The following is a 4,035-nucleotide window of genomic DNA, read 5'->3' as shown; positions in this document are numbered from 1 at the left end:
CTGCCGCTGCGCCTTGACCGTGCGCGCCAGCGCCGCTGCGGCCAGGTCTGCGTCGTCGCGCGATTTGCGCGCCTGCTGCTCGGCGTCGGCCAGCGCGGCACGGGCCTGCAGGCGCTCCAGCCGGGAGATCACGCCCGCCTTGAGCATGCTTTGCGCGGCCGCGTCATGCACGCGCACGCCCTCAAGCGCACGCTCGCGCAGCCGTGCGGCCCGCTCGGCCAGCTGGGCGCCGAAGTAGCGCTGCACCAGCAGCGAATGCAGGGCGTGGCTGCTGCTGGCGGCATCGGCCAGGGCTTCGTCGGTGGCAGCGTCCAGGCCACTGCGCACCGCATCGGACAGGCCGCCCAGGTACAGCGGCCAGACCAGGGACAGGCTGGCCGAGGCATTCGTGCTCTTGCGCTGCAAGGCATAGGAGGTGGGCAGTTGCGGCAGCGAGGGAATGGCCGGCCCCACCGAGGGCGGCAGCTGGCCGAGGACACCGTCCAGGGTGCGCCGCGCAGGATCGAGATCGATGTCGGCATTGGCCGAGTAGCGGTAGCCCAGGCCCGTGATGGCCACGGAAGGCCCGCCCAGCCCCTGCGTACCCTGGCGTCTGAGCCGCGCGCTTTCCACGGCCTTGGCCGAGGCGGCCAGTTGGTCGGAGCCCTCCAGCAGCGCCTGGCGGGCCTGCACGAAGCTCATCGCGGCGGCGGCCTGGGAGGCCGGAGCCTCCCCTGCAGCCTGGGCCGCCCCTGCGACCATGCCCAGCGCCGCCAGCCACGGCAGCCACGGCAAAACGCGCGCAGGCCGCGCAAGCAACGGAAAAAACATGGAAGCGCTCAATGGCATGAATGGGGGCGCCTTGCGTGGTTCACCGATGGTGGCGAAGCTTACACGGGCTTGCAGGCGGGCCCCCGTCGGACAAGGTCCTGTGCCTTGTGCCGCCGGCACCGTGCAACAGGGTCGATTTGCGTGGCGTTCCATCCCATTTCTGTGCGCAGGTGCCGCGCCATGCCGCTACACTGGCGCCTGCCTGCGCGAGCATGTCCTGGCGGACCTGTCCGCAGGCCTTTTTTTTCTGCCCGGCATCGGCCCGATGCCCCGACTGACCACCATGTCCACCGTCTTCAACTTCACCTTCGTCCCCTGGTTCCGGTCCGTGGCTCCCTATATCCACAAGTTCCGACACCAGACCTTTGTGGTGGGACTGACGGGCGAGGCCATCGCATCGGGCAAGCTCAGCTCCATCGTCCAGGACCTGGCCATGATCCAGGCCATGGGCGTGAAGATCGTGCTGGTCCATGGCTTCCGTCCCCAGGTCAACGAACAGCTTGCCGCCAAGGGCCATGAGGCCCAGTACTCGCGCGGCGTGCGCATCACCGACTCCGTGGCGCTGGACTGCGCCCAGGAAGCCGCCGGCCAGCTGCGCTATGAGATCGAGGCCGCCTTCAGCCAGGGCCTGCCCAATACGCCCATGGCCGGCGCGCGGGTGCGGGTGATCTCGGGCAACTTCCTCACGGCGCGGCCCGTGGGCATCGTGGACGGCGTGGATTTCAAGCATTCGGGCCTGGTGCGCAAGGTCGATGTCAGCGGCATCCGCAGCGCCCTGGACATGGATGCCATGGTGCTGATGTCGCCCTTCGGCTTCTCGCCCACCGGCGAGGCCTTCAACCTGAGCATGGAAGAGGTGGCCACGCGCGTGGCCATCGAGCTGAAGGCCGACAAGCTGATCTTCATGACCGAGGTGCCGGGCATCCGCATGGACCCCACGGGCCCGGCCGACGAGACCAACCCCATCGACACCGAGCTGCCGCTGGCCACGGCCCGCCGCATGCTGGCCGAGCTGCCCACGCCCGAGCAGCCCACGGACACGGGCTTTTACCTGCAGCACTGCGTGCATGCCTGCGAGCACGGTGTGGAGCGCAGCCACATCCTGCCCTTCGCCATCGACGGCGCGCTGCTGCTGGAGATCTATGTGCACGACGGCATCGGCACCATGATCATCGACGAGAAGCTGGAAGAGCTGCGCGAGGCCACGCCCGACGACGTGGCCGGCATCATCCAGCTGATCGAGCCCTTCGAGAAGGACGGCACCCTGGTCAAGCGCAGCCGCACCGAGATCGAGCGCGACATCGCCCACTACACCATCATCGAACACGATGGCGTGATCTTCGGCTGCGCCGCGCTCTACCCCTATCCCAGCGCCAGGACGGCCGAGATGGCGGCCGTCACCGTCTCGCCCAAGAGCCAGGGCACGGGCGACGGCGAGAAGCTGCTCAAGCGCATAGAGCAGCGCGCCAAGGCCCAGGGCCTGGACAGCCTGTTCGTGCTGACCACGCGCACCATGCACTGGTTCATCAAGCGCGGCTTCCAGCCCGTGGACCCCGACTGGCTGCCCGAGGCGCGCAAGGCCAAGTACAACTGGGACCGCAAAAGTCAGGTCCTGGTCAAGAAGTTGTAACCCCCTGAGGCGCTGTGCGCCTTCGCCCTCACGAGGGGGGCATACGGGCGGCCGGCGACACCCTCGGTGCGGGGGCGGCGCGGCCGGCCCAGGCCCTTCCTCGGTGTCTCTCGTCTTCAGGCCGCGCCAATTTTTTTGAAATCGCCCAAATCAAGCGACATGGTGGCGCAACTCAGCCTTGCACTGCTGCCTGCCAGCGTGCGGCCGCCTTGCCGGCCGCTGCCAGCGCCGCATCGCGCTGCGGCGCGTCGGCCGGGCATTCGGTGAGGTAGCCCGTCACCAGCAGCGGTGCGCTTTGCGGCGTGGGCCAGGCGATGACGGCATCGTTGGCCGTGCCGCGATCGCCGGTGCCCGTCTTTCCACCCACACGCCAGCCGGCCGGCATGCCCGCGCGCAGGCGCTTGTCGCCCGTGCGGCTGGCCACCAGCCACTGCTGCAGCAGGGCGCGGCCATGGCCGTCCAGCACCGATCCCAGCAGCAGGCGCTGCATGCTTTGCACCATGGCCAGGGGCGTGGTGGTGTCGCGCTCGTCGCCGGGCAGGCCTTCGTTGAGCTCGGGCTCCATGCGGTCCAGGCGCGTGGTCTCGTCGCCGCTGGCGCGCAGCCACTGCGTCAGCGCCTGCGGTCCGCCGCTGGCGTCCAGCAGCAGGTTGGCGGCGGTGTTGTCGCTGAGCACCACGGCGGCCTCGCACAGCTCGGAGATGGTCATGCCGCCGCCGTCACCGGCACGCGGGCCGCTGGCCGGCGAGTAGGGAACCAGCCGGGAGCTGGCGTAGTGCACGCGGCGCGACAGGCGCTCATCGCCCTGCTGCACGCGGTCCAGCACCTGGGCGGCCAGCAGCAGCTTGAAGGTGCTGCACATGACAAAGCGCTCATCGCCGCGGTGGTCCACGCTGGCGCCCGACTCCACCTCCAGCACGGCCACGCCGAGCCGGCCGCCCACACTTTTCTCGATGCGCGCCAACTCCGTCCTGAAGGCCTGGTCGGCAGCCCCCTGTTTTTTTGATGGCAGGGCGCAGCCCGCCAGCCCGGCCGCCATCCAGGCGGCCGCGCCGCCCGTCATCAGAAAATCGCGTCTTTGCATTGTTTTTCCTTTTCAGTTGCAGATCGACAAACGCAACGATAGCGCCGCGCCCAATCTGCGACCAGCGTGAATAATTGGCAGCATCCCTTAGAAAAACTATTGGCTCACCATGCAACTGCCCCTCAATGCCCTGCGCATGTTCGACGCGGCCGCGCGCCATCTCAACCTGACGCGGGCGGCCGACGAGCTGTGCGTGACCCAGGCCGCCGTCAGCCAGCACATCCGCAACCTGGAGGAGCGCCTGGGCAAGCCGCTGTTCCGGCGCCTGCCGCGCGGCCTGGCGCTGACCGACGAAGGCCATGCGCTGTGGCCTGCCGTGGCCGAGAGCTTTGCGCGCATAGAGCATTCGCTGCAGCAGGTGGCCGAGCCGCGCCCGCGCGAGGTCCTCACCGTGGGCGTGGTCGGCACCTTCGCCATCGGCTGGCTGATTCCCAGGCTGGGCCAGTTCCAGCAGCAGCACCCCTACATCGACCTGCGACTGCTCACGCACAACAACCGCGTGGACACGCGG

4 protein-coding genes are annotated in these 4,035 nt (G+C 68.9%); 2 read left to right on the top strand and 2 right to left on the bottom strand.

The window, feature by feature from the left end:
• On the bottom strand, window positions 1–810 hold an 810-nt coding region (locus tag L995_RS27980; protein WP_047474635.1), incomplete at its 3' end, for a TolC family protein.
• 283 nt (window positions 811–1,093) lie between these two features.
• On the opposite strand from L995_RS27980, the gene argA reads away from it, so the two are divergent.
• On the top strand, window positions 1,094–2,440 hold the full coding sequence (gene argA / locus L995_RS27975) for an amino-acid N-acetyltransferase (protein ID WP_012206372.1): 1,347 nt from the start codon (window positions 1,094–1,096) through the stop codon (window positions 2,438–2,440).
• 172 nt (window positions 2,441–2,612) lie between these two features.
• On the opposite strand, the gene bla is transcribed toward argA, so the two are convergent.
• The gene (gene bla, locus L995_RS27970; protein ID WP_034367430.1) at window positions 2,613–3,524 is read right to left on the bottom strand and encodes a class A beta-lactamase; all 912 of its coding nucleotides are present in this window, start codon (window positions 3,522–3,524) and stop codon (window positions 2,613–2,615) included.
• A gap of 109 nt (window positions 3,525–3,633) precedes the next feature.
• On the opposite strand from bla, the gene L995_RS27965 reads away from it, so the two are divergent.
• Window positions 3,634–4,035, top strand: a 402-nt coding sequence (locus tag L995_RS27965; RefSeq protein ID WP_047474631.1) for a LysR family transcriptional regulator, incomplete at its 3' end; no start/stop codon positions are given.

The sequence above is a fragment of the Delftia sp. ZNC0008 genome (assembly GCF_000799035.1).
Taxonomy (GTDB): Bacteria; Pseudomonadota; Gammaproteobacteria; order Burkholderiales; family Burkholderiaceae_C; genus Comamonas; species Comamonas tsuruhatensis.
This window is presented reverse-complemented; position numbering and strand designations above follow the sequence as displayed.

Bases quoted from the DNA above. Each gene is read 5' to 3' on its own strand.
- argA (WP_012206372.1), top strand. From the start codon at position 1,094: ATGTCCACCGTCTTCAACTTCACCTTCGTCCCCTGGTTCCGGTCCGTG.
- bla (WP_034367430.1), bottom strand. From the start codon at position 3,524: ATGCAAAGACGCGATTTTCTGATGACGGGCGGCGCGGCCGCCTGGATG.